This window comes from Bacteroides sp. AF20-13LB (genome assembly GCF_003603065.1).
Classification (GTDB): Bacteria; Bacteroidota; Bacteroidia; order Bacteroidales; family Bacteroidaceae; genus Bacteroides; species Bacteroides uniformis.
On the sequence record NZ_QTMH01000018.1, the window covers coordinates 21,067 to 45,746 of the forward strand.

Here is a 24,680-nt window from a genome sequence, read left to right on the forward strand (position 1 = left end):
GATTATTTATTAAAACTACTCCTTCGTTTCATCCGGCTTTACCTGATTCTTGCGATATTCGCAGATAAAGTCCTCCAGAACACGGGCACCCTTCTCCGTAGAGATACCGCGCAAGAAAGTGAACATGATAGATTCGTACACTTCAAGGAAAGAATACTCATTGCAGATGTCCGAATTCATCAGCAAATCGAGCTGGTCGCGCACGAGCAGATTGATAATGGCGAAATTCACATCATCACGAAAAATGCCTTGCTTCACGCCCTCTTTGAAGAAGTTCACTGTATCTTCCGAGCTCCGGTTCCGGTTGTTCTTCATCAGCTGATAAGCCTTGGGATATTTCTTGATATCCTCAAAAAACTTCTTGTTCGTGGCATGAAAACGCTCTATGCTCCACTGATAACATCTCAACAAAACTTCCAATACGTTACCGGAAGTCTCTATTACTCCTTTCACAAAAATATCACCATCCTTCTGGGACTTCAGGATACATTCTTCCAACAAGGTTTCCTTGTCCGGAAAAACTTCGTAGAGAGTGCGCTTAGAGATACCCAAAGATGCGGCAATCTCATCCATCGTGATACTTTTTATTCCATTTGTTGTAAATAATTCTACGGCGGCCAGAATGATACGTTCCCTCAGTTCCACCCGTGATGTTGAATGCTTCGTGTGTTCGCCCATTTTTCTTCCCTTTCTAAACTAAAACTATTTTTATTCATTATCGGAATAAAACGGGACAAATATAGAAAGAAAACTCAATTCGCCAATTAAGTTTCCTTTCTTATTGTTAACAGATTAATAATTATTATGTTTCTGGCAGATTTATTGGGAAGTTCCTAATAATCAAACTTTGTCCGGTTGAGGAAAGCGACTGTCTTATGGATTTCCTTATACATCACGATGTCTTCCTTCACAAAGGGGACTTCCTTGCGATATTCGTGCAGGAAACGCTCCAGAACGGGAGAAGTCTTTGCCGGACGGCGGAAGTCGATGCCCTGAGCGGCATTCATCAGTTCGATGGCAAGGATATGCTCCAGATTGTCCATAATGCGATAAAGCTTAGTAGCTGCATTGGCACCCATGCTGACATGGTCTTCCTGCCCGTTGGAGGAAACGATGGAGTCGCTGCTGGCGGCATAGCAGTACATCTTATTCTGGCTTACCATAGACGCGGCAGCATATTGCGGAATCATGAAACCAGAGTTCAGACCGGGATTGGCCACAAGGAATTCCGGAAGTCCACGCAGCCCCATGATAAGCTGGGCGATACGCCGCTCGGATATATTGCCCAGCTCTGCCAGGGCAATGCCGAGAAAGTCGTAGGAAATGGCAAGCGGCTGGCCGTGGAAGTTACCGCCCGAGATGATACGGTCCTCATCGGGGAAGATGGTGGGATTGTCCGTCACAGAATTGATTTCCGTCAGCAGGACGGAAGCCACGTAACGGATGGCGTCTTTCGTGGCCCCATGCACCTGAGGGATGCAACGGAACGAATAAGGGTCTTGTACATGCTGCTTGGGACGGGCTATCAGCTCGCTGCCTTCCAATAGTTTACGGAAGTTGGCACCCGTTTCTATCTGGCCCTTGTGTGGACGAATCTGCTGGATACAGTCCATAAACGGATCTATACGCCCGTCGAAAGCTTCCAGGGAGAGGGCGGCAATCAAGTCGGCTTTCTTGGAGAGACGGAAGGCTTTGAGAAGAGCAAAGACACCGTTGGCACTCATAAACTGGGTGCCGTTGAGTAATGCCAATCCCTCTTTACTCATCAGCTTCACCGGTTCCCAACCGAACTCGTCGAGCACACTGATAGCCTCGCGCTTCTTTCCTTTATAATAGACATCGCCCACACCGATAAGCGGCAGGAAGAGGTTGGCCAGAGGAGCCAGGTCGCCGGAGGCGCCCAGTGAGCCACGGTCATAAACGATAGGCATCACGTCGTTATTGAAGAAATCGAGGATGCGCTGCACGGTGATGACCTGCACACCGCTATGCCCCAAAGAGAGGGCATGCGCCTTGAGCAACATCATCAGTTTGATGATGACCGGGCGTATCTCCTCGCCCACACTGCAAGCATGGCTCTTGATGAGATTTTCCTGCAAGGTGCCCAGCTCGTCCGACGAAATGCTCTTACTGCACAACGAGCCGAAACCGGTGGTAATGCCATACAAGGGTTCTTCCGACTCCGCAATCTTCTTGTCCAGATAATCGCGGCACTTCTGTATCCGCAGCTTGGCTTCCGGAGCCAGCTCCAGTTTCAGATTTTCATTGATGATACGTTCGATGAGATCGAAGGTCAACTCACCGGAACCTACATAATAGACATTGTTCATACTTTCAGCTCTTGATTGATTTCGTCCAACAATTCCTTTTCTTTCGCACAAGCCAAGTGTTCCAATTCGTCGGCTTCACTTTGGAGCTTGGACACAAACTCCTTGTCCTTCAGCGAACCCAGGTTGATGCGTACATTCATCAGTGCGCCCAGCACAGCCGAACGGGCAGACATCATGGCCACACAAGCATCCGTAACGGCATTGCGGTTGCCCAGGCGGGCTACATCCATGATGACCGTCATCAGCTCATACGCATTGCGTGCCACCTGCATGGGAACAAGGGCGGCAAACTTGGTAGCCTCCTGGATGGCAGCGCTGCGCGCCGCCTTTTCCTCATCCGTAGCTTTCGGCATCTTGAAGCAGGCAAACACCTTGTCGTAGGCTTCAGAGTCGCGGTCTATATCTGCTACAAAAGCCTCCTTTTGCTGCAAGGCAACTCCGGAGATATGGCGCATCAGCTCTTCGTGAAGTTCATAACCTTTCTTACCGATGGTGAGGTTAGCAACCATAGCGGCAAGAGCAGAAGCAATAGCACCGTTCAAAGCGGCAATACTACCGCCACCGGGGACGGGATCGCTACCCGCCACTTTATTCAAAAATTCCTTTACTGTCAAATCAACTAACATGATATTAAATATTAAAGATTAAGGATTAAGAGGGGATATCAGCACTTCTTAAAGTACAGGATAAAGCACTCCCCCCTTTATGGTGGTATTGACACAATTCATACCTACATAATAAGGTAGAAAGTGATAATTATCCGTATTGAGCACTACGAAGTCTCCTTTCTTGCCCACCTCGATGCTGCCGATGCTATCCGCGCGGTTCAAGGCGGCGGCACCGTTCAAGGTCAGGGCAGTGATGGCCTCTTCAATACTCATTTTCATATAAATGCACGCCAAGGCAAATGTCAGGGGGATGGAGCCGGAGAAACAACTGCCCGGATTGAGGTCGGTGGCAAGGGCCACGGCACAACCGGCATCAATCATTTCGCGTCCACGAGCATAGGGTTCTTTCAAAGTAAAGGCTGTCAGCGGAAGAAGGGTCGCCACAACTCCCTTGTCGGCCATGGCGTGGATGTCCGCATCCGAAGCATGCAGCAGATGGTCGGCAGAGACGGCAGAAAGTTCAGCAGCCAGTCCGGCACCCCCTAATGGTACAATCTCGTCGGCATGGAGTTTCAAGGCAAGTCCCATTTCCTTGGCTGCCAGCAAAAGGCGACGGGACTGCTCGATGGAGAAAACGCCCTGCTCACAGAAGACATCGCAGAACTCTGCCAAATTATTATGAACCACTACGGGCATCACTTCGCGGATAATGTAGTCCACGTACTCGTCCGTCTGTCCGTTGTATTCTGCAGGCACAGCATGTGCACCGAGAAAAGTGGAGACAACGTCTACACGCTTGTGCTCGTCATTATTAAGGCTACGCATCACCCGAAGCTGCAGGAGCTCGGTTTCCTTGTCCAGACCGTAGCCGCTCTTTCCCTCTACGGTAGTCACTCCCATAGCACTCATCTGCTTCAGAAAGCCCTCCGCCTTGCTGCGCAGCTGGATGAAATTGCATGCACGGGTAGCTTTCACCGTACTCACGATGCCTCCTCCACGTTCCATGATGGACATGTAACTCTCTCCCTTCAAACGCCAGGAGAACTCCTCGGCACGCTCGCCACCAAACACAAAATGTGTGTGTGAGTCCACAAAGCCGGGTAGCAGACACTTGCCGCGGGCATTGTAATGCCAGTAGTGCTGATAATAGCCGTCACGCTCCTCTCCACGGTTAGGTCCGACGTAGGTGATGATGCCATCGGTCACTTCCACCGTAGCATTGTCGATGATGCTCAGTTGCTCCATCTCCTTGCCGCAACGGGCAGAAAAGCCGAGGGGGGTCACTACACGGGTATTGAATATAATAAGGTTTTCTGTCATAAAGCCTCTCTCCTAACCCCTCCCCCGTAGGGAGGGGAATTAAGTTAGTACTATTTAATTCGGTTACATTCGTGCTTCTAAGACTTGCTCCATGGAGAAGTTCTCCAATCCCAGATAGTAGGACGCTGTATCTATCAAGGCCTCCATCGGCACCAGACCGATAATCTCACTGCCCACAATACTGACGCCGTAGCGGCGGGCTTCCACACGCACCAGTTCGAAAGCACGGTAGAGGGCGGTGCGGGTATAGTCCGTCATGTTGATGGATACCTGCGTGATGCCGCGGTCCTTCAACTCCACTCCCATTGCCTTGCAATAACGCAGTCCTCCGCCGATGAAACGGATTTTCTTAGCGATGTCATGGGCTATCTCCAGACTGGGGGTATTGAGGTTGATGTTATAGGCCACCAAAGGCATGCGGGCACCGATAGCCACTGTGCCTGCGGTGGGATGACGTTCGGCCAGTCCGAAGTCGGGATGCCATTCCGGTTGCTTTATCTTCTCGGCCATACCTTCGAACTCCCCTTTACGGACAGCAGCCAAATTCTCCCGATGAGGGGCAGAAGCAGACTTTTCATATAAGAAGACGGGAAGATTGTAACGTTTTGCAACCTCCTTGCCCACTTCTTTCGAGAGGGCAACGGCTTCTTCCATCGTCACATTCCGGATGGGGATAAAAGGTACTACATCTACAGCACCCATACGAGGATGCTGTCCCTGATGGTGATTGAGGTCTATCAGCTCTACCGCCACGCCGATAGCTTCGAGCACAGCATCACGAAGCGGTTCCGGCTCGCCCACTACGGTCACCACAAGGCGGTTGTGGTCTTCATCGTTACTGTAATCCAACAGTTTCACACCTTGTTTGCCCCGAAAAGGAGCTACTATCTTATCTATCTTCTGCAAATCGCGCCCTTCGCTGAAATTGGGGACGCATTCCATAATCTTATTCATAATGCTCTTTAAAAAAAAATATATATACTCTGATTTTTCAGACGCAGATGACGCGAATTCTTTTTATCGGAATACAGAGACGTCGGGATTCTTTTGAAAGAAAAAATCCGCGTTATCCGCGTCTAAAAAATGAAATCATCACTTTACTTACTCCTTCACCACTTTCTGCACCAACTTCTCATCAGCCACATACGGCATCGTGATATGATAGCCGTCTGCATGCGTACGGTTAAACTCCTCGCTCGTCTCCATGGCATGCGGATTGCGTGCCCACGAACGGCGGGCCACACCACCCATCACATCCCACAACATAGCGGAACGCAGGATTTCGTCTACCCGCTCACTGCCGTCGCACACCATGCCGAAACCGCCGTTGATGGCTTTTCCGATACCTACGCCACCTCCATTGTGCAAGGCCACCAAGCTCATGCCACGCGCACAGTTTCCGGCAAAACACTGCACCGCCATATCTGCCATGACATTACTGCCGTCCTTGATATTGGATGTTTCACGGAATGGAGAGTCTGTACCGCTGACATCGTGATGGTCGCGTCCCAACATAATGGGGCCGACCTCTCCCTTACGCACCATTTCATTGAAGCGCAAAGCTATATTCATACGTCCCACGGCATCCTGATAAAGAATACGAGCCTGCGTGCCTACCACCAAGTTGTTTTTCTCCGCATCACGAATCCAATTATAGTTATCCAAATCTTGCCCGCGACGTGTAGGGTCGATACATTCCATCGCCGCACGGTCGGTCTTCACCAAGTCTTCATGTTTTCCACTGAGGCACACCCAGCGGAACGGACCATAACCATAATCAAACAGTTCCGGTCCCATTATGTCTTCCACATAGCTGGGAAAGATGAAGCCGTTCTTATCATCTCCGTCCCGAGCAATTTCGCTCACACCGGCATCGTAGACGGCTTTCATGAAGGAGTTCCCATAATCGAAGAAGTACGTGCCGTGTTCCACCAGCCTTTTTATAGCCTTGAAATGACGCTCCAAGGAAGCATCCACCAGACACCGGAATTTCGACGGATTCTCGTGCAGCATATGGGTACGCTGCTCAAACGTCAGTCCGGCAGGACAGTAACCGCCCTCATAGGTGGCATGGCAGGAAGTCTGGTCGGAAAGTAAATCTATGTGCAACTGCTTCTGCACCGCATATTCCAGCAAATCGACGACATTGCCGTGATAGGCCACAGAAACCGGGCGACACTCGTCCATAGCTTGTCGAGCCAGCGAGAAGGCTTCTTCCAGAGAATCTGTAACGTGTCCCACCCAGCCCTGGGTATGGCGGGTTTCGATGCGGGAAGCATCCACCTCGGCAATGATTGCCGCCGCCCCTGCCATCTCGGCAGCTTTGGGCTGCGCACCGCTCATGCCTCCCAGACCGGAAGAAACAAACAAGCGTCCGCGCAAATCGCCGTCCTGCGGAATGCCCAGTTTCAGACGGCCTGCATTCAGCAACGTGTTGAACGTGCCGTGCACGATACCCTGCGGACCGATGTACATCCAGCCGCCGGCAGTCATCTGCCCGTAGTTGGCAACGCCCATCTGCATAGCGGTGTGCCAGTCCTTCTGATTATCATAGAGCCCCACCATCAGCGCATTGGTAATGATGACACGGGGCGCCTCGGGCTTGGACTTGAAAAGCCCCAACGGATGTCCGCTTTCGATGACCAGTGTCTGTTCGCGCGTCAACACTTCGAGGTACTGCTTGATGAGCCGGTATTGCATCCAGTTCTGGCAGACCTGTCCCGTCTCACCATAGGTAACTAATTCATACGGATAAAGGGCGATGTCGAAACAAAGATTATTGTCAATCATCACCTGGAATGCCTTGCCTTCAATGCAGTTCCCCTTATATTCGTCGATGGGTTTCGCTTTGAGGTCGCCCTGCGGGCGGTAGCGGTAGCCATAGATACGTCCACGTGTACGCAGTTCTTCCATGAACTCCGGAGCGAGGGTTTCGTGCAGCTCTTTGGGGATGTAGCGCAAAGCGTTCTTCAATGCCGTAGCCGTCTGCGCAGGGGTAAGGGTGTAGCCACGGTCGGGTGCCCGCCGGATACCCTCGACAAAGGAAGGATAGGCAGGCAATGTTTTACTTAAGGTTATCTCCATGACATATAAAGATTAAGGATTTACAAAGTGTCAGCCCACAAAGGTTATATTTGCCGCAATATAGAAATAAATCCCGACATTCACAATGGAATGCCGGGATTATTTATCTTTTAGTCAGAAACCAACAAAGAGGAATTCTATTTTAAAGCCATTTTATTGATTTTCATTATCTGATAGACACCTTCATAATCGGCGGCAAATCCGTCATCGGCTTTGCCCATATCGACTACTTCCAACTCTACGTATACCGGTTTTCCGTTTTTAATTCCTTTCGTCATATCATCATATTTCTGCATGAGTTCTCCGGTCTCATCCACAATCTAATAATCGGCAGAATCTCCTTCGGCTTTGAAGGAACGCACCTCATGGCCGATGACCAGCTCGCCTTTTACCGACAAAAGTTTCTTGGCAGGGGTAAGCACCGCGGCAGGTATTGTTTCTTGATTCAGTGCTTCATTGTTCCTGGCATATTTCAAGAGCAACTCTCCTCTTTTGAGAATCAGGCTGTCCTGCGTCAGTTTTTCTATTGTCAGCGTATCCGTGAAGGAAATATTCTGGTGATTGCCGATGCTGGTACCTGAAAGCAACAACCGGTTTCCTACTTTTTTCCATGCCTCATATTTCAAGGTGGCCATGTTAATGGAAGAAGCGCTTCCGTCCCCATCAAGAACGAAACCTTGCTGCATGCCGGGCATTCCCGGAACCGGCTCCACCCAGGAGCCTTCAATGGAGGCGTTGTTGCAAGCAGTTAAAGCAACCATGCCAAGAACAGCAGTTAAATCTCTCAATCTTTTCATATCTCTTCTCTTTTTAAAACTATATTTCTAAACAAAGGAGCTCTTGTATTTCCTCTATTCTCTTGCAAAAATAATGTTTTTACGGGGGGCCACGCACTGAAAAGTCTTTTTTTCGCAAAACAATTTGTGAATATTTATTTGGAAATTATTCAAACTAGCATTACCTTTGCACCGAAATTCAAAAACGATATGAACCAGTACTTAACTACAACATACAATACGCGCAATGCTGCATGGGGCAACAAGACCTTATGCGGCCATTTCATAGTGCACGTACATTGGTTCAGCGGATTCATTTAACTACCCTGCAATTTACATTTTACTATTTTGCACTTCCCTTACCGAGAAAAGGAAGGGGAAATGCCGTGTATGGAGTTTCCGTTCGAAGAAACCGGACTAACCTATGTATTCACCCAAAAAAGAAGAAAACTTATGTTTACAATTATATCCATCATGTTTATAGGAATCGGTATCGGATACCTGATGCGTAACGTACAAATGTTGCAAAAAGTGGAGAAAAGCGCCTCGCTCACCATCTTACTGCTACTCTTTGTACTCGGTGTATCCATCGGTTCCAACCGTCTGATTGTTGACAACCTGGGAAGATTCGGGTGGCAGGCCGCCGTACTGGCCTCACTGAGCATTACGGGCAGCATGTTGGCCTCACTGATGGTGTTTCACCTATTTTTCAAGAAAGGAGAGAAGAGATGAAGGGAAGTTTGACGGTTGTTGCATTTTTCTGTGCCGGCTGCCTGATGGGAGTAGCCAATGATTTTCAGTTCGACCTGCACGACTTATCCATGTATGTGCTCTATGCATTGATGTTCCAGGTGGGCATCGGCATCGGGAGCAACAAGAAACTGAAGGAGCTGGTCAAGAGCCTGCGGCCCAAAATGCTTTTGGTGCCGATGGCCACCATTGTGGGAACGCTGTTGTTCTCCGCCTTCGCCAGTCTGCTGTTGAGCCAATGGAGTGTGTTCGACTGCATGGCGGTGGGTAGCGGATTTGCTTATTATTCGCTTTCCTCCATTCTGATTACGCAATTCAAGGAACCTTCCATAGGCCTGCAACTCGCCACGGAGCTGGGCACCATCGCCCTGCTTGCCAATATCTTCCGTGAAATGATGGCTTTGCTGGGTGCACCGCTCATCCGGAAATATTTCGGCAAACTGGCACCTATATCGGCGGCAGGGGTCAATTCGATGGATGTACTTCTACCCTCCATCACCCAATATTCCGGAAAGGACGTGATTCCTATCGCTATATTCCACGGAATATTAATTGATATGAGTGTACCGGTATTCGTATCCTTCTTCTGCAATCTGTAAACAGCAGGCCGAAAAGAGGGAGATAAGGCCTCATTGTATTCATACTGTAACAACGTGAACAACAGCGACTTCTCACTGCAAAGTGAGTGCATGCATTTTGCAGTGATACTGCAACTGCTTTGCAGCGCGACTGCAACGGGTTTGCAGTGACGCTGCAAAAGGTGTGCAGTGACTTTGCAGCCGGTCACCAAGCTACCGCATACTCGTAGTGGTCGAACTTAGGCTTGGTGCCTATGCCTACCGCATTGAATACCCGGGCTATCCGCTGCTGTTCTTCGGGAGAGATAGGGCGCTCGCCCTTGCGGCAATGATAGTAATAGCGTTCGCAAGAGAAGCATCCCATCACGCGATGGCGCACGGTGAAAAGCAGCTTGGTGGGTACTTCGTCGAAAAGGCGTGTCATACCGCGGGCATAATGCAGCTGCTCGCTGGAGCGGTAACGGGCACAAGTGGAGGACCCGGACAAGCTGCCGACATAAAAAGGATTCACCGCACGAACGGACTGTGGCTGGGGGCCTTCACTCTCGGACAACAGTTGTGCCGCTATCGCCCGCAGGCAGGAAGAGGCTTTGGGGCACTTTCCGTTACCCGCAAAGCAGTATTCGTACCCATCGGGCACGTCTTGCAATAATATCATCTTATTAATGATTAATGATTAGTGATTAATGGACGGAGTGCACGCAGATACTTGCCGATGACCTCTGCCGACTCGCTTGTTTCTTTCTCGAATTCGGCGTGCAGTGTCGGGTATCCGGCAAGCAATTGCATCATTCGCTCACGTCCCACGAACTCGGACTTTCCGGTTTCGGGATTCAGTTCGTAATAGACGCGGGCATGCACCAGTCCCGAAGCATTGATGGCGTCTCCCACTTCACCGCCCAATCGTGTGGCATCATCGGGAGTCATGGTACTGGTGGCTGCTTGTCCCACAGGCTGTGCACAGAAGTAAACCTTGCCGCCGAGCCACATGGCAGGTGCATACCACTGCCCGAAGCGATAACGCTTATAGCGCATCTTACGGCAATTGACATAAAGCGAGGTATCTACCCGTACAGCATAACAACGGGACTTCAAATAACGGCAAAGACCGGGATTGTCGTCTACCGTAATACGATAATCGGCACCGCCCATGAGGTAAATCTGGTTCTTTGTACGCTTCTCAATCTTCAGTGTGGTAACCGTATCGCCACGGTTCTCCACCAACTCTTTCAGATTGGAATACATTACCTGTTGCGCCCCCACCGGCAAAACCGCCAGCAACATCAGAACGCCTAACAACCAACTCTTCTTCATATCCCAACCTCCTCTTTTCTGAAACTTTGTTTTAGTGAGCGAAAGGTACATTTTTTATCGGAAGTAGACAAAAAATCGCGGAAAAAACAATTGGAAATGTATATCTTTGCCTTAAACTTAACATGTATGGAGCAAATAAATACGATAGATAAAATCAGCGCCGTCTACCGCAACACGGCAGAAGAGGCAAGACAAGAACTGAATAAAGTACAACAGAAGATTTACCGCATCGGCAGCCTGCGCCTGCTGCTATTTGTGGCAGGAGTAGTAGGAATTATCTATTTCTGGAGCGAGAGCTGGGGTATACTGGCCTGCATTGCCCTCATCACCCTACTGCCGTTCCTATTTTTAATGAAATACCACAACCGGCTGTTCCATCGCAAGGACTATCTGGAAAAGAAGATGGAAATCAACGAGCAGGAACTCGCCGCTCTGGATTACGATACGTCTTCTTTCGATGACGGCGAAGCATACATCGACCCCACCCATCTCTACACCTATGATTTGGATGTTTTCGGTCCGCATTCCCTTTTCCAGTACATCAACCGTACCTGCACACAGCCCGGGAAACACCGCCTCGCCCACTGGCTGGGGAAACATCTCGAGAGAAAGGAAGAAATCATCCGCCGACAAGAAGCCGTCAGTGAACTGGCTCCGGAACTGAAATTCCGTCAGCGCTTCCGTATCCTCGGCCTGCTGTACAAAGGAAAAGCCGCCGATGAAACAGAACTGTGCCAATGGGCGGAAAGTCCGAGCATCTTCCGGAGCCGGAAATTACTGCGCCTCCTGCCGGTACTGGTGACGGGAGCCAACCTCATCTGCCTCGCACTCGTCATGGCAGGAATTCTGTCCGCAAGTATCTACGGCATCATCTGGACCTGCTTCGTCATCGCCGGCTTCGGCTTCACTGGCAAAGTCACCAAGATGCAGGCCATCTATGGCAAAAAACTGCAAATTCTCTCCACCTACGCCGCCCTGCTCCACCTCATGGAAAAGCAGCCTGCACAAGCCACCCTGCTCAAAGAGATAAGACAACAGATTGACGGAGAAAAACGGAAAGCCTCCCACTCCATCAGCAGGCTGAACAAGCTCATGGATGAACTCGACCAACGCAACAATGTCTTTATGTACGTCATTCTGAACGGCCTCTTCTTCTGGGAACTGCGTCAAATCATGCGCATTGAAGCCTGGAAAGAGCAATATGCCGCTGAACTGCCCGGGTGGCTCGATGCCATCGGACAAATGGATGCGCTCAACTCACTGGCAACATTTGCCTATAATCATCCGGACTATATTTACCCAAAGATAGTTCAAGCGGAAAGAAAGGGAAAAGGAAACCTAAATAAAGAAGAAGAAAGCAATTCTGAAACGGAAGCACCCATCAATGCCCCTTCCTCCTTCCGTCTCCGTGCCGAAGCCCTGGGCCATCCGCTGATGAACCGTGACCGCTGTGTCCGCAATGACATCGACATGGTGAAACGACCGTTTTTCATCATCGTCACCGGCGCCAACATGGCAGGGAAAAGCACCTATCTGCGTACGGTGGGCATCAATTACCTCCTTGCCTGCATCGGCGCCCCCGTCTGTGCCCGCCAAATGGAAATATGCCCGGCCCGGCTCATCACTAGCCTGCGTACCTCGGATTCACTGAACGACAACGAGTCCTACTTCTTTGCCGAACTCAAACGTCTGAAACTCATCATAGACAAGCTGCAGGCTGGTGAGGAGCTTTTCATCATCCTCGACGAAATTCTGAAAGGTACCAACTCCATGGACAAGCAGAAAGGCTCCTTTGCCCTTATCAAGCAATTCATGACTTTGCAGGCCAATGGCATCATTGCCACCCACGACCTGCTGCTGGGAACACTCATCGACCTCTTCCCCGATGACATCCGCAACTATTGCTTCGAAGCAGACATTACAGACAATGAACTGACCTTCTCCTACCGCTTACGCCCAGGTATCGCCCAGAATATGAACGCCTGCTTCCTGATGAAAAAAATGGGGATTGCCGTTGCCGACTAATCCCCACCACAGTTAAAGTCAAGTCTAACTCTTTGACTGATTATGCTGTTTTACATTTCTCCAGGAAAGTAGACACTGCAACCGCATCGCTACCCGTATAGTAGCGTACGGAAGTTACCGGAGTATACGTGTAAGGCACAAACTGATACAACTGTACAGCCGCAAATTTATTGTCCTGCGAAATCATGACATCCATGCGCACATTTCCACTGCCGCTACTTTTTATTTCAGTCTCGCCATTCAGCTGTTCATTCTCAATCATATCTGTAAGTTTGCCCAAATATTTCAAATCGAAGAAAACACTGCGTTCCTTGGTCACACTGCCCGTCGGCAAATAGACCACTTCCTTCGATTTCCAAAACAGACGGAACACGCCAAGCAAGACGAATGCCGTACCCAGCACCATCAAAGCCATGCTGAGAGTGGAAGATTTATCACTCATCTCAAAAATGGATGCAAAAATAAAAACACCGACCAGCAGCATAGCTACTGAAAAGATAAGTCCTGAAACACTGGTACGCTTTACAATATCGGGATGTGAAGACGCAAAAAGAGTTGCGTCAATAGTTTGAGTTGCCATAATTATAATATGTTTTAATGAATTTATTAGAAATAGAAAATACAGTATTCCCCTGCAAAAACACATAGTCTGACCATACACAAGGGAAAAAGGAAGATTCAATAAAACACTAAATGAGAATACGCCTTAGTGTGAAAATGTAATATTCGCACACCGGCTGGCAACGATAATAGGCAGTGGCATCATAGAGTTTCTCACGATGCAGAGACAAAACAGCCGCTCGCTGGGCCAGTTTGTCAATCCAGTCCTTTAAAGAAAATATATATTCCGTGGTAGAAATGCGCTGTATACGGGAGTACGTCAGCGAATGTAATTGTCCACCCATGCCCGCCAGCTCTGCATCCGGCAGATAAGGCAATTGAGGCATCGCAATATAGGCATCAGTCTGCTCATGTACGGCAATAGTATTCTCACTCACAACATTCCCACCACTCGCCGCTTTATTGGCAAATGTATCGCTTACAGTCTGCCATAAAGCCAATGCAAGCACCATGAATCCTATGAATCTTAAGAATTTAGCCATATCTATGTGCAAATATAACAGTTTCTTTCAGGAATTTGTTTAATGCACACATCTTTTAATGTTTCTTGGATGATTTATAGGAAATAAAAAGCCGCTCCAAACAAATTGGAACGGCTTCTATATATAAAAAGAATAGTTGAATTATTCAGCTTTAGCTTCCTCAGCAGCAGGAGCTTCTGCAACTGGTGCAGCAGTTTCTGCAGCAGGAGTAGCTTCAGTAGCAGCAGCTTTCTTTGAACGGCGGGTACGAGTAGCCTTCTTGGCAACCTTTTCCTTAGCCATGTTTTCGTTGTAGTCAACGAGTTCAATGAAGCACATTTCAGCATTGTCACCCAAACGGTTACCAGTCTTGATAATACGAGTGTAACCACCCGGACGATCAGCAATCTTCACAGAGATTTCTTTAAACAATTCAGTTACAGCATACTTGTCTTGCAAATTGCTAAATACAACACGACGGGAATTAGTCGTATCGTCTTTAGCCTTTGTAATCAAAGGCTCAACAAACTTCTTCAAAGCTTTAGCCTTTGCAACGGTCGTAGTGATTCTTTTGTGCTTAATCAAAGAACACGCCATATTAGCCAACATAGCGTTTCTATGAGAGGCAGTACGACCCAAATGGTTGAATTTCTTATTATGTCTCATTTTTTATTCTTTATCTAATTTATATTTAGAAATATCAGTTCCAAACGACAGATTCAGACTTTCCAGCAAATCATCAAGCTCGGTAAGCGATTTCTTTCCGAAGTTTCTGAATTTCAGCAAATCCGTCTTGTTGAATTGTACCAAGTCACCAAGAGTCTCTACATCTGCAGCCTTCAGACAGTTGAGGGCACGTACAGAGAGATCCATATCAACGAGCTTGGTCTTCAGCAACTGACGCATGTGCAATACTTCTTCATCAAACTCTTCATTGCCGTCAACATCATTTGTTTCCAGCGTGATCTTCTCGTCAGAGAAAAGCATGAAGTGATAAATCAGAATCTTTGCAGCTTCTTTCAGGGCTTCTTTCGGATGAATGGAACCGTCGGTAGTAATCTCAAGTACCAGTTTCTCGTAGTCGGTCTTCTGCTCTACACGGAAGTTCTCTACCTGATACTTCACATTACGTATCGGAGTATAAATAGAATCGATAGGAATTACGTTCACATCGGTGCAATATTCGCGGTTTTCGTCAGCAGGAACATAACCACGACCTTTGTTGATCGTAATATCTATCTGCATAGTCGACTTTGAATCTAAATGACAAATAACTAATTCAGGATTTAACACTTCAAATCCAGTCAAATACTTACCTATGTCACCTGCTTTAAATTCACTTGAATTCTCGACTGTAATACTTACTTTCTCACTCTCGAATTCTTCAACTACTTGCTTGAATCTCACTTGTTTCAGATTCAAGATAATGTTAGTAACATCCTCTTTTGCCCCCGGAACACTGGAAAATTCATGCTCAACACCGTCTATCTTGATAGTAGTGATAGCAAAACCTTCCAATGAAGAAAGCAGGATGCGGCGCAGTGCATTACCCACGGTAATACCGAAACCGGGCTCCAACGGACGAAATTCGAATTTTCCGAATCTAGAGTCCGCTTCCAACATTAATACTTTATCAGGTTTTTGAAATGCTAATATCGCCATGAAATTAATTATTATTTAGAATACAATTCTACGATCAAATGCTCTTTAATGTTTTCAGGAATGTCTGCTCTTTCAGGTACATGCAGCAATTTGCCTACCTTAGAGTTATCATCCCATTCCAACCAAGGATATTTGCTATGGTTAAAGCCAGCCAGTGAATTAGCGATAACTTCCAATGATTTGGATCTTTCACGAACACCGATCACCTGACCCGGTTTCACTGCATAAGAAGGAATATTCACAACCTCACCGTCTACAGTAATGTGCTTGTGGCTCACCAACTGACGAGCAGCTGCGCGAGTAGGAGCAATACCCAAACGGAATACGATATTGTCAAGGCGACCTTCCAACAATTGGAGAAGAATTTCACCAGTAATACCTTTAGCAGTCTCAGCCTTCTCAAACAAGTTGCGGAATTGTTTTTCCAAAACGCCATAAGTATATTTGGCTTTCTGTTTCTCACGAAGTTGAACACCGTATTCAGAAGTCTTTCTCTTTCTGGAATTACCGTGCTGTCCGGGAGGATAGTTCTTCTTTGACAATACTTTATCTGCTCCAAAGATACCTTCACCGAATTTACGGGCTATTCTTGATTTTGGTCCAGTATATCTAGCCATTTCTTTTAAATATTTAATTGTTTATTCATGAACTTGGGTTTGTTGCAGCCGCGATTGCAGAGAGAAAGTTTACAATCCAATAACAAAATCAAGTCTCACTTCTATTAAAGGTAAATTTTAAACTCTACGTCTTTTCGGAGGACGACAACCGTTGTGCGGAAGCGGAGTTACGTCAATGATTTCAGTAACCTCGATACCTGCACCGTGGATAGTTCTAATAGCAGACTCACGTCCGTTACCCGGGCCCTTCACATATGCTTTTACCTTTCTCAAGCCAAGATCGTATGCTATCTTAGCACAATCTTGAGCAGCCATCTGTGCTGCGTAGGGAGTGTTCTTCTTTGAACCTCTAAAACCCATCTTTCCGGCAGAAGACCAAGAAATGATCTGACCTTCGCTGTTTGCCAGAGAAACAATAATGTTGTTAAAAGATGAATGAACATGCAACTGTCCATTAGCATCAACCTTCACATTTCTCTTTTTTGCTGCAACTGTTTTTTTTGCCATATCAACAATTATTATTTAGTAGCTTTTTTCTTATTAGCAACGGTTTTCTTTCTACCCTTACGAGTACGGGCATTGTTCTTTGTGCTCTGACCTCTTACTGGAAGACCAATACGATGACGAACACCACGATAGCAACCGATATCCATTAAACGCTTAATGTTCAATTGAACTTCAGAACGAAGATCACCTTCAACCTTATACTCTGCACCAATGATCTCACGAATCTTGGCAGCCTGATCATCCGTCCAGTCTTTTACTTTCAGGTCTCTGTCAACACCTGCTTTATCCAAAATTTTTGCTGAACTACTACGACCTATACCATATACATAGGTCAACGCAACTTCACCTCTCTTGTTTTGAGGCAAATCGACACCAACTATTCTTATAGCCATATACTAAATTATTTTTTTTGCAAAAATAATAATATTATCCTTGACGTTGTTTATACTTAGGATTTTTCTTGTTAATAACATACAAACGGCCATTACGTCTAACGATCTTACACTCTGGCGTACGTTTCTTTAAGGATGCTCTTACTTTCATATCTTAATTTTATTTATATCTAAATACAATTCTTCCTTTCGATAAATCGTAAGGAGACATTTCGACTCTTACTTTATCCCCTGGCAGGATTTTGATGTAATGCATCCGCATCTTACCGGAAATATGTGCAGTAATCTCATGTCCGTTTTCTAATTCAACACGAAACATTGCATTAGACAATGCTTCAACTATAACTCCATCTTGTTCTATTGCAGATTGCTTTGCCATATTAATTTCTTAAATTGCTTTATCTCCTAATACTTCTTCAATGAACTCGAATGATGACAATATATCAGCTTCACCAGTACCGACTGCTATCGTATGTTCAAAATGAGCTGCACACTTGCGGTCTTTTGTCCTCACCGTCCAGCCATCACGCTCCATGAGTATTTGTCGGTTACCTAAAGTTATCATCGGTTCAATGGCAATGCACAAGCCTTTCTTCAGCATTGTCCCATAACCACGCTTTCCGTAATTGGGAACCTGAGGATCTTCATGCATTTCCTTGCCTATTCCGTGACCCACAAACTCACGCACCACACCATAAGAATTAGATTCGCAGTGCTGCTGTATCGCATAACCGATATCACCCAACCGCTTGCCGTGAACGGCATTCTGTATCCCTATGTACAATGCTTCTTTAGTAACCTTCAGTAATTTGCGGACTTCTTCGTCAACTTCACCTACACAAAACGTATAGGCTGAGTCGCCACAAAAGCCATTCATGTAAGTACCACAATCAACAGACACGATATCACCATCTTTCAGTACCACATCATCTCCCGGAATACCATGTACCACCTGGTCATTTACAGATGTGCAAATAGAAGCTGGAAACGGATCGCCATATTGATTAGGAAAACCTTTAAAGGTTGGAACAGCACCATTGTCTCTGATGAACTCTTCCGCCACCCTATCCAGCTCTTTTGTTGTCACTCCGGGCTTTATAACCTTAGCTATCTCAGCCAACGTCTTTCCAACAAGCAAATTACTCTTGCGGAGCAGCTCTATTTCATCTTCTGTTTTAAGAAATATCATTCTTCAAAAAAGATTAATATGCAGCTACATTACCACTGCGGCCTTTAATACGTCCGGATTTCAGCAAACCGTCATAATGTCTCATCAACAAATGACTTTCTACCTGCTGGAGAGTATCAAGCACCACACCCACAAGGATTAACAAAGATGTACCGCCAAAGAATTGAGCAAACTCAGCTTTCACACCGAATATACCGGCAAACGCAGGCATAATGGCAACCAAGGCCAAGAAGAAAGAACCAGGCAAAGTAATACGCGACATAATCACGTCAATATACTCAGCAGTTTGCTTTCCTGGCTTGATACCCGGAATAAAACCATTGTTTCTCTTCATATCTTCAGCCATCTGAGTCGGGTTAATAGTAATTGCAGTATAGAAATACGTAAACAATATAATCAACACTGCAAAAATCAAATTATACCAAAAGCTTGTATGATCAGTCAATGCACGTACGAAACCACTTGCATCATTTACATTTGAGAACCCAACAAGAGTGATAGGAATAAACATGATAGCCTGAGCAAAAATGATAGGCATCACGTTAGCAGCATTCACCTTCAAAGGAATATACTGTCTAGCACCGCCATATTGCTTGTTACCCACGATCTTCTTCGCATATTGTACAGGAATCTTTCTAGTTCCCTGCACCAAAAGAATAGCGAATGCAATAACAACCAGCAGAACAACAAGCTCAATCAAGAACATTACCAGACCACCAGTCTTGTCCGTCATACGGGAAATCAATTCCTGGAATAAAGACTGTGGCAGACGGGCGATGATACCAATCATGATAATCAGCGAAATACCATTACCGATACCCTTATCCGTAATTCTCTCACCAAGCCACAAAATAAACATACTTCCAGCCGCTAAAATAATGGTAGAAGTAAACATAAACAGAGTCCAATCTAATGAAGCATTTAAAGAAGGACCAGCCTGCATCTTAAGATTGAGCAAATAAGAAGGAGCCTGAACCAAAAGAATAAGAATCGTCAGATAACGAGTATATTGATTCATTTTTCTTCTACCACTCTCACCTTCGCGCTGCAATTTCTGGAAATACGGAACCGCAATACCCAGCAACTGAATCACAATGGAGGCAGAGATGTACGGCATGATACCCAATGCAAAAATAGAGGCATTGGAAAATGCTCCTCCGGAAAACATATTTAACAAGGCTAAAAGACCTTCGCTTGTCTGTTGATGCAATTGTGTCAGCATTGACGGATTGATACCCGGCAAAACGACATACGAACCAAAACGGTAGATTGCCACAAACAATATGGTAATGAGGATCCGTTGTCTCAGATCCTCAATTTTCCATATATTCTTTAATGTTTCAATAGCTTTTCTCATTGAATTAGAGTTTTACTACTTGTCCACCAGCAGCTTCGATGGCAGCAACAGCAGTCTTAGAAAATGCATGTGCTTGTACATCCAACTTAGCAGTCAAAGTTCCGTTACCTAATACTTTTACCAACTGGCTTGCAGAAATGAAACCAGCAGCAATGAAGTCACTGATACCTACAGTCTGCAAGTTCTTTGCTTCAGCCAATTTCTGAATTGTATCCAAGTTGATAGCCTTATACTCTACACGATTGATATTTTTAAAGCCAAACTTAGGTACACGACGTTGAAGAGGCATCTGACCACCTTCAAAACCGATTTTCTTAGAGTATCCAGATCTTGATTTAGCTCCTTTATGACCTCTAGTAGAAGTACCTCCCAAGCCAGAACCCGGACCACGTCCAATTCTCTTTCTTGTTTTAGTAGATCCCTCTGCAGGTTTTAAATTACTTAAGTTCATATTGTAATTCGTTTTATATTCAACAAATAATTACTTAACAATGGTAACCAAGTGTTTAACCTTATCCACCATTCCAAGAATTGAAGGAGTGCATTCGTGTTCAACCACACGATTCAACTTATGAAGTCCCAGTGCATCGAGAGTTCTCTTCTGATCAGCAGGAGCACCAATTCTACTTTTAACTTGTTTAATCTTTATAGTCGACATATTCTTCCTCCTTATCCTCTAAATACTTTTTCCATACTAACTCCTCTGTTCTGGGCAACCATACGAGCATCGCGCATTTCACTCAATGCCAAGATAGTAGCCTTTACCAAGTTGTGCGGGTTGGAAGAACCTTTTGACTTAGCCAAAACGTCTGTTACACCAACACTTTCCAATACGGCACGCATTGCACCGCCAGCAACAACACCAGTACCGTGAGAAGCCGGTTTAATAAATACTTCAGCGCCACCGAACTTTGCAGACTGTTCGTGAGGAACTGTACCTTTCAGTACAGGCACTCTTGTCAGGTTTTTCTTTGCAGATTCAACACCTTTGGCAATAGCAGCGGTTACTTCACCAGCTTTACCAAGGCCCCAACCGATGATGCCTTCTTCGTTTCCTACTACCACAATAGCAGAGAAACTAAAAGTTCTACCACCTTTGGTTACTTTGGTTACACGATTAATAGCAACCAATCTGTCTTTCAGCTCTATATCGTTTGTAATCTTAACTCTATTATTAAGTCCTGCCATAATGATTAAAATTTAAGTCCACCGTTACGGGCAGCATCAGCCACCTCTTTTACTCTCCCATGATACAAGTAACCATTACGGTCGAAAACAACAGTAGTAATACCTGCTTCCTGAGCTTTTTTCGCAATCAGTTCACCTACTTTAGCAGCTTGTTCCTTCTTAGGCATTTTTTCAGTCATACCCAACGAAGAAGCGGCAGCCAATGTCTTACCGGACAAGTCATCGATAATCTGAACATAGATTTGCTTGTTACTTCTAAATACACTCATACGCGGGCATTCAGTAGTACCTGAAATTTTGTTGCGTACTCTATATTTGATCTTAATTCGTCTTTCTATTTTTGTTGTCATAATAATATCAATTTAAATGATTATTTAGCACCAGCTGATTTACCAGACTTTCTACGAATTTCTTCGCCAACAAACTTAATACCCTTACCCTTATACGGTTCAGGCTTACGGAAAGAACGTATTTTAGAGCAAACTTGACCAAGTAACTGCTTGTCGCAAGATTCCAATATAATCAAAGGATTCTTGTTTCTTTCAGACTTAGTCTCAACTTTAACTTCAGGAGGCAACTGTATAAAGATACTGTGAGTATAACCTAAAGCCAGTTCAATGATATTTCCCTGGTTAGAGGCACGGTAACCTACACCGACAAGTTCCAATTCTTTCTTATATCCTTCTGATACACCAACAACCATGTTGTGCACCAATGAACGGTATAATCCATGGAATGCATGCTTTTGCTTGGGGTTATCCAGCATTGCATTTTCATTCTCAGCCAAAACAACATGACCGTCTTCGATGGTAACATTGATAGCAGGATTTACATATTGGCTCATTTCGCCTTTGGGTCCCTTAACGGTAACCACGTCATCTTTCAGAGTAACTGTTACTCCAGCGGGAATACTAATGGGTAATTTTCCTATTCTTGACATTGCTAATTCCTCCTATTAATATACATAACACAAAACTTCACCACCAATCTTCAGTTCAGCGGCTTCTTTGTTGGTCATTACACCCTTGGAAGTAGATATTATAGCAATACCCAAACCATTAATAACACGCGGCATGTCTTTATAACCGGTATATTGACGCAAACCCGGAGAAGAGATTCTCTCCAGCTTCTTGATTGCGTTAACCTTGTTTACCGGATCATACTTCAAGGCAACTTTGATTGTACCTTGAGGACCATCTTCTACAAACTTATAATTAAGAATGTAGCCCTTTTCAAAAAGAATCTTAGTGATTTCTTTTTTCAAATTAGAAGCCGGAACTTCCACAACTCTGTGCTTCGCTTGAATAGCGTTCCGCAACCTCGTCAAATAATCTGCTATTGGATCAGTCATATAAAAAATAAATTAAATTAATCAGGCCTACCCTGACAATATTTAAAAACAATAATTACCAGCTTGCTTTCTTTACACCGGGAATAAGACCGTTAGAAGCCATCTCACGGAACTGGATTCTGGAGATGCCAAACTGACGGATATATCCTTTGGGACGACCTGTCAGCTTGCAACGGTTGTGCATGCGAATCGGGTTAGAATTTTTAGGCAAATCCTGCAATTTCTGTGCAGCTTCAAAAGCTTCAGCAGGATCACCGGTTCTAACGATTTGCTTCAACGCAGCTCTTTTCTCGGCATATCTGGCTACTAATTTAGCACGCTTTACTTCGCGTGCTTTCATTGATTCCTTTGCCATATTATCAATCTTTTTTAGCGTTTTTAAACGGTAAACCGAATTCTTTCAACAAGGCATACCCTTCTTCATCTGTTTGCGCAGAGGTTACAAAGGTAATATTCATTCCGAGAATTCTAGTAATACTATCGATATTAATTTCAGGGAAAATGATTTGTTCCTGAATACCAAGGGTATAGTTACCCTTACCATCGAACTTACTTTCAATACCCTTGAAGTCGCGGATACGAGGCAGAGCTACACGAACCAACTTTTCAAGGAATTCGTACATTCTCTCACGACGCAGAGTTACCATAACGCCAATCGGCATTTTCTTACGCAACTTAAAGTTTGCAATATCCTTACGAGAAATGGTTGCCACGGCTTTCTGGCCAGTGATAGTAGTCATTTCATTAATTGCCACTTCAATAATCTTCTTGTCGGCAACAGCCATACCCAGACCCTGATTGATAACAATCTTCTTAAGTACGGGTATCTGCATAGAAGAAGAATACTGGAACTGTGATTTCAATGCAGGCGCAATACGCTCTGCATATTCTTTCTTAAGGCTAGCAGTATTACTCATTACTTAATCTCCTCTCCTGATTTTTTAGAATAACGCACTAAAGTGCCTTCAGCACTTACTTTTCTACCAACACGCGTTGCTTTGCCAGTCTTTGGATCAACGGGGTTCAAGTTTGACAAGTGGATAGAAGCTTCTTGCTTCACAATACCACCTTGCGGGTTCTTAGCATTCGGTTTTGTGCTCTTAGACACCATGTTGATACCTTCAACGATTGCGCGGTTTTTATCAACAAGAACCTTCAATACACGACCAGTCTTACCCTTGTCTTCACCGGAGTTTACATAAACTGTATCGCCTTTTTTAATATGTAATTTACTCATTACTCAAATCTTTTACAATATTAAAGTACTTCAGGAGCGAGTGACACAACTTTCATGTTAGTAGCACGAAGTTCACGAGCTACCGGACCGAAAATACGACTACCTCTAATTTCACCTGCATTGTTCAACAACACGCAAGCATTATCATCAAAACGTATGTAAGAGCCATCAGCACGACGGATTTCTTTCTTAGTACGTACGATCAAAGCTTTAGACACTGCACCTTTTTTAATATCACTTGAAGGGATAACGCTCTTAACAGAAACGACAATCACGTCCCCTACTGAAGCATAGCGACGACCTGTACCACCCAAAACGCGGATACAGAGAGCCTCTTTTGCCCCACTATTATCACATACTGTAAGTCTGGATTCTACTTGTATCATAATTACTTAGCTCTTTCAATTATTTCTACCAATCTCCATCTCTTAGTCTTGCTCAAAGGACGAGTTTCCATGATGTGTACAGTATCGCCGATATTGCACTCATTCTTTTCATCATGAGCATGGTACTTCTTCGTCTTGCTAACGAACTTACCATATATGGGGTGTTTCTCCTTAAACTTAGCTGCTACTGTAATGGTCTTATCCATCTTGTTGCTCAGCACAACCCCAGTTCTTTCTTTTCTTAAATTTCTTGCTTCCATCAAGCTCATCATTTATTGTTAAGTTCTCTTTGGCGTAATTCAGTCTTCATACGCGCAATAGTCCTGCGTAATTGTTTGATCTGAGCAGGATTATCCAAAGGAGAAATAGAATGATTTAAAATCACTTGGTTGTAATTAGCTACTTCTGCTTCAACTCTTTCTACCAAGTCACTGGTAGGCATCTCTTTAATTTCTGCTGTTTTCATACTTCTTACGCATTTTGATTTTGAATATCATAATCACGTCTAACCACAAACTTAGTTGTGATAGGAAGCTTCTGTGCAGCCAAGCGCAAAGCTTCTTTAGCGATTTCATAAGATACTCCTTCGGCTTCGATAATAATTCTACCCGGTGTAACAGGCGCTACGAATCCTTCCGGCGCACCCTTACCCTTACCCATACGCACATCAGCAGGCTTTCTGGTGATAGGTTTGTCGGGGAAAATACGAATCCAAATCTGTCCTTGACGTTGCATATATCTTGTCACTGCAATACGCGCAGCTTCAATCTGACGGCCTGTAATCCATTTCGTTTCCAAGGCCTTAATACCAAAAGATCCGAAAGCCAACTGGTTTCCTCTTTGGGCATTACCCTTTTGACGGCCTTTTTGTTGTCTTCTGAATTTTGTTTTTTTCGGTTGTAACATAATTCCTAAAAATCAAATTCG

35 protein-coding genes and 1 pseudogene are annotated in these 24,680 nt (G+C 45.3%); 3 read left to right on the plus strand and 33 right to left on the minus strand.

Annotation, left to right across the window (positions count from 1 at the left end; all coding sequences use genetic code 11):
* Nucleotides 1-15 precede the first annotated feature (15 nt).
* The 7 genes and pseudogenes from DWX62_RS18775 to DWX62_RS18805 form a co-directional block, all read right to left on the minus strand.
* A complete protein-coding gene (locus tag DWX62_RS18775; protein ID WP_008661836.1) occupies nucleotides 16-678 on the minus strand; it encodes a TetR/AcrR family transcriptional regulator in 663 nt (220 codons plus the stop codon).
* 155 nt (nucleotides 679-833) lie between these two features.
* Entirely contained in the window at nucleotides 834-2,330 is a 1,497-nt protein-coding gene (gene hutH / locus DWX62_RS18780) for a histidine ammonia-lyase (protein WP_005825651.1), read from the minus strand.
* A complete protein-coding gene (locus DWX62_RS18785; protein WP_120173087.1) occupies nucleotides 2,327-2,956 on the minus strand; it encodes a cyclodeaminase/cyclohydrolase family protein in 630 nt (209 codons plus the stop codon). Before DWX62_RS18785 ends, hutH begins: the two co-directional genes overlap by 4 nt.
* Nucleotides 2,957-3,004: 48 nt before the next feature.
* Nucleotides 3,005-4,258 carry an imidazolonepropionase gene (gene hutI / locus DWX62_RS18790; protein ID WP_117991236.1) on the minus strand — a complete coding sequence of 418 codons (1,254 nt, stop codon included), beginning with the start codon at nucleotides 4,256-4,258 and terminating at the stop codon, nucleotides 3,005-3,007.
* Nucleotides 4,259-4,321: 63 nt separating this feature from the next.
* Nucleotides 4,322-5,212 carry a glutamate formimidoyltransferase gene (ftcD, locus tag DWX62_RS18795; protein WP_005833514.1) on the minus strand — a complete coding sequence of 297 codons (891 nt, stop codon included), beginning with the start codon at nucleotides 5,210-5,212 and terminating at the stop codon, nucleotides 4,322-4,324.
* 147 nt (nucleotides 5,213-5,359) lie between these two features.
* A complete protein-coding gene (locus tag DWX62_RS18800) occupies nucleotides 5,360-7,342 on the minus strand; it encodes a urocanate hydratase (RefSeq protein WP_120173088.1) in 1,983 nt (660 codons plus the stop codon).
* 137 nt (nucleotides 7,343-7,479) lie between these two features.
* A pseudogene (locus DWX62_RS18805) lies at nucleotides 7,480-8,139 on the minus strand (lipocalin family protein).
* Between the two features lie 432 nt (nucleotides 8,140-8,571).
* Here DWX62_RS18805 and DWX62_RS18815 point away from each other — a divergent pair.
* Both DWX62_RS18815 and DWX62_RS18820 read left to right on the plus strand, forming a co-directional pair.
* Nucleotides 8,572-8,850, plus strand: a complete 279-nt coding sequence (locus DWX62_RS18815) for a LysO family transporter (protein WP_005825664.1) — start codon at nucleotides 8,572-8,574, stop codon at nucleotides 8,848-8,850.
* Entirely contained in the window at nucleotides 8,847-9,467 is a 621-nt protein-coding gene (locus DWX62_RS18820) for a lysine exporter LysO family protein (protein ID WP_005825665.1), read from the plus strand. The genes DWX62_RS18815 and DWX62_RS18820 overlap by 4 nt, the downstream gene beginning before the upstream one ends.
* 184 nt (nucleotides 9,468-9,651) lie before the next feature.
* On the opposite strand, the gene DWX62_RS18825 is transcribed toward DWX62_RS18820, so the two are convergent.
* Together DWX62_RS18825 and DWX62_RS18830 are read right to left on the minus strand one after the other, a co-directional pair.
* On the minus strand, nucleotides 9,652-10,104 hold the full coding sequence (locus DWX62_RS18825) for a DUF6078 family protein (protein ID WP_009037297.1): 453 nt from the start codon (nucleotides 10,102-10,104) through the stop codon (nucleotides 9,652-9,654).
* Between the two features lie 11 nt (nucleotides 10,105-10,115).
* Nucleotides 10,116-10,760, minus strand: coding sequence for a DUF6563 family protein (locus DWX62_RS18830; RefSeq protein WP_034532588.1), 645 nt, complete (start codon nucleotides 10,758-10,760; stop codon nucleotides 10,116-10,118).
* 126 nt (nucleotides 10,761-10,886) lie between these two features.
* Between DWX62_RS18830 and DWX62_RS18835 the strand changes: the two genes are divergently transcribed.
* A complete protein-coding gene (locus DWX62_RS18835; RefSeq protein ID WP_120173092.1) occupies nucleotides 10,887-12,785 on the plus strand; it encodes a MutS family DNA mismatch repair protein in 1,899 nt (632 codons plus the stop codon).
* A gap of 40 nt (nucleotides 12,786-12,825) precedes the next feature.
* On the opposite strand, the gene DWX62_RS18840 is transcribed toward DWX62_RS18835, so the two are convergent.
* The 24 genes from DWX62_RS18840 to rplP form a co-directional block, all read right to left on the minus strand.
* On the minus strand, nucleotides 12,826-13,365 hold the full coding sequence (locus DWX62_RS18840; RefSeq protein ID WP_005833536.1) for a hypothetical protein: 540 nt from the start codon (nucleotides 13,363-13,365) through the stop codon (nucleotides 12,826-12,828).
* 109 nt (nucleotides 13,366-13,474) lie between these two features.
* Nucleotides 13,475-13,888: a hypothetical protein gene (locus tag DWX62_RS18845; protein WP_005825677.1), complete on the minus strand. Its 414-nt coding sequence runs from the start codon at nucleotides 13,886-13,888 to the stop codon at nucleotides 13,475-13,477.
* A 141-nt stretch (nucleotides 13,889-14,029) separates the two neighbouring features.
* The gene (gene rplQ, locus DWX62_RS18850; protein ID WP_005825680.1) at nucleotides 14,030-14,533 is read right to left on the minus strand and encodes a 50S ribosomal protein L17; all 504 of its coding nucleotides are present in this window, start codon (nucleotides 14,531-14,533) and stop codon (nucleotides 14,030-14,032) included.
* A 3-nt stretch (nucleotides 14,534-14,536) separates the two neighbouring features.
* Nucleotides 14,537-15,529, minus strand: a complete 993-nt coding sequence (locus tag DWX62_RS18855; protein WP_005825683.1) for a DNA-directed RNA polymerase subunit alpha — start codon at nucleotides 15,527-15,529, stop codon at nucleotides 14,537-14,539.
* Between the two features lie 11 nt (nucleotides 15,530-15,540).
* Nucleotides 15,541-16,146 (minus strand): 30S ribosomal protein S4, encoded by a 606-nt coding sequence (gene rpsD, locus DWX62_RS18860; protein WP_005825685.1) that lies wholly within the window; start codon nucleotides 16,144-16,146, stop codon nucleotides 15,541-15,543.
* A gap of 117 nt (nucleotides 16,147-16,263) precedes the next feature.
* Nucleotides 16,264-16,653 carry a 30S ribosomal protein S11 gene (gene rpsK, locus DWX62_RS18865; RefSeq protein ID WP_002558049.1) on the minus strand — a complete coding sequence of 130 codons (390 nt, stop codon included), beginning with the start codon at nucleotides 16,651-16,653 and terminating at the stop codon, nucleotides 16,264-16,266.
* Between the two features lie 11 nt (nucleotides 16,654-16,664).
* Complete coding sequence (gene rpsM / locus DWX62_RS18870; RefSeq protein WP_004291218.1) at nucleotides 16,665-17,045, minus strand: 30S ribosomal protein S13; 381 nt, start codon at nucleotides 17,043-17,045, stop codon at nucleotides 16,665-16,667.
* Nucleotides 17,046-17,079: 34 nt separating this feature from the next.
* Nucleotides 17,080-17,196: a type B 50S ribosomal protein L36 gene (ykgO, locus tag DWX62_RS18875; RefSeq protein WP_002558051.1), complete on the minus strand. Its 117-nt coding sequence runs from the start codon at nucleotides 17,194-17,196 to the stop codon at nucleotides 17,080-17,082.
* A gap of 9 nt (nucleotides 17,197-17,205) precedes the next feature.
* Nucleotides 17,206-17,424: a translation initiation factor IF-1 gene (gene infA / locus DWX62_RS18880; RefSeq protein WP_002558052.1), complete on the minus strand. Its 219-nt coding sequence runs from the start codon at nucleotides 17,422-17,424 to the stop codon at nucleotides 17,206-17,208.
* Nucleotides 17,425-17,433: 9 nt separating this feature from the next.
* The gene (gene map, locus DWX62_RS18885) at nucleotides 17,434-18,234 is read right to left on the minus strand and encodes a type I methionyl aminopeptidase (RefSeq protein ID WP_005825687.1); all 801 of its coding nucleotides are present in this window, start codon (nucleotides 18,232-18,234) and stop codon (nucleotides 17,434-17,436) included.
* A gap of 13 nt (nucleotides 18,235-18,247) precedes the next feature.
* Complete coding sequence (gene secY / locus DWX62_RS18890; RefSeq protein WP_005825690.1) at nucleotides 18,248-19,591, minus strand: preprotein translocase subunit SecY; 1,344 nt, start codon at nucleotides 19,589-19,591, stop codon at nucleotides 18,248-18,250.
* Nucleotides 19,592-19,595: 4 nt separating this feature from the next.
* Nucleotides 19,596-20,042 carry a 50S ribosomal protein L15 gene (gene rplO, locus DWX62_RS18895; protein WP_005825692.1) on the minus strand — a complete coding sequence of 149 codons (447 nt, stop codon included), beginning with the start codon at nucleotides 20,040-20,042 and terminating at the stop codon, nucleotides 19,596-19,598.
* A 30-nt stretch (nucleotides 20,043-20,072) separates the two neighbouring features.
* Nucleotides 20,073-20,249, minus strand: a complete 177-nt coding sequence (rpmD, locus tag DWX62_RS18900) for a 50S ribosomal protein L30 (protein ID WP_004291222.1) — start codon at nucleotides 20,247-20,249, stop codon at nucleotides 20,073-20,075.
* Nucleotides 20,250-20,260: 11 nt separating this feature from the next.
* Entirely contained in the window at nucleotides 20,261-20,779 is a 519-nt protein-coding gene (rpsE, locus tag DWX62_RS18905; RefSeq protein WP_005825693.1) for a 30S ribosomal protein S5, read from the minus strand.
* 5 nt (nucleotides 20,780-20,784) lie between these two features.
* Nucleotides 20,785-21,129, minus strand: coding sequence for a 50S ribosomal protein L18 (gene rplR / locus DWX62_RS18910; protein ID WP_005656518.1), 345 nt, complete (start codon nucleotides 21,127-21,129; stop codon nucleotides 20,785-20,787).
* A gap of 20 nt (nucleotides 21,130-21,149) precedes the next feature.
* Nucleotides 21,150-21,719, minus strand: a complete 570-nt coding sequence (gene rplF, locus DWX62_RS18915) for a 50S ribosomal protein L6 (RefSeq protein WP_005825696.1) — start codon at nucleotides 21,717-21,719, stop codon at nucleotides 21,150-21,152.
* 15 nt (nucleotides 21,720-21,734) lie between these two features.
* Nucleotides 21,735-22,130: a 30S ribosomal protein S8 gene (gene rpsH / locus DWX62_RS18920; RefSeq protein WP_004291226.1), complete on the minus strand. Its 396-nt coding sequence runs from the start codon at nucleotides 22,128-22,130 to the stop codon at nucleotides 21,735-21,737.
* Between the two features lie 55 nt (nucleotides 22,131-22,185).
* Nucleotides 22,186-22,485, minus strand: a complete 300-nt coding sequence (gene rpsN, locus DWX62_RS18925; protein WP_005825697.1) for a 30S ribosomal protein S14 — start codon at nucleotides 22,483-22,485, stop codon at nucleotides 22,186-22,188.
* Between the two features lie 4 nt (nucleotides 22,486-22,489).
* Nucleotides 22,490-23,047 (minus strand): 50S ribosomal protein L5, encoded by a 558-nt coding sequence (gene rplE / locus DWX62_RS18930; protein WP_005825698.1) that lies wholly within the window; start codon nucleotides 23,045-23,047, stop codon nucleotides 22,490-22,492.
* Nucleotides 23,047-23,367: a 50S ribosomal protein L24 gene (rplX, locus tag DWX62_RS18935; RefSeq protein ID WP_005825699.1), complete on the minus strand. Its 321-nt coding sequence runs from the start codon at nucleotides 23,365-23,367 to the stop codon at nucleotides 23,047-23,049. Before rplX ends, rplE begins: the two co-directional genes overlap by 1 nt.
* Nucleotides 23,368-23,387: 20 nt before the next feature.
* A complete protein-coding gene (rplN, locus tag DWX62_RS18940) occupies nucleotides 23,388-23,753 on the minus strand; it encodes a 50S ribosomal protein L14 (RefSeq protein WP_005825700.1) in 366 nt (121 codons plus the stop codon).
* Nucleotides 23,754-23,755: 2 nt separating this feature from the next.
* The gene (rpsQ, locus tag DWX62_RS18945) at nucleotides 23,756-24,025 is read right to left on the minus strand and encodes a 30S ribosomal protein S17 (protein WP_005825701.1); all 270 of its coding nucleotides are present in this window, start codon (nucleotides 24,023-24,025) and stop codon (nucleotides 23,756-23,758) included.
* Nucleotides 24,022-24,219 (minus strand): 50S ribosomal protein L29, encoded by a 198-nt coding sequence (gene rpmC, locus DWX62_RS18950; protein WP_005825702.1) that lies wholly within the window; start codon nucleotides 24,217-24,219, stop codon nucleotides 24,022-24,024. Before rpmC ends, rpsQ begins: the two co-directional genes overlap by 4 nt.
* A 5-nt stretch (nucleotides 24,220-24,224) precedes the next feature.
* Nucleotides 24,225-24,659, minus strand: coding sequence for a 50S ribosomal protein L16 (gene rplP / locus DWX62_RS18955; RefSeq protein WP_004291234.1), 435 nt, complete (start codon nucleotides 24,657-24,659; stop codon nucleotides 24,225-24,227).
* Nucleotides 24,660-24,680: the final 21 nt, after the last annotated feature.